The 217-nt window shown below is 58.1% G+C and carries 1 rRNA gene; it reads right to left on the minus strand.

Annotation, left to right across the window (positions count from 1 at the left end):
- Positions 1–217 (minus strand): 23S ribosomal RNA (locus cpu_RS13140); the annotation flags it as partial.

Below are 217 nucleotides of genomic sequence, written 5' to 3' on the forward strand. Positions count from 1 at the left end.
CGGTTCGGGCCTCCAACTGGTCTTACCCAGCTTTCACCCTGGCCATGGGTAGATCACCCGGTTTCGGGTCTGCTGCACGTAACTTCCGCCCTTTTAAGACTCGCTTTCGCTTCGGCTCCGGCTTACCGCCTTAACCTCGCTACGTACAGCAACTCGCCGGCCCGTTCTACAAAAAGTACGCCGTCATCCCTCTAACGGACTCCGACTGCTTGTAGGC

This window comes from Carboxydothermus pertinax (assembly GCF_001950255.1).
Classification (GTDB): domain Bacteria; phylum Bacillota; class Z-2901; order Carboxydothermales; family Carboxydothermaceae; genus Carboxydothermus; species Carboxydothermus pertinax.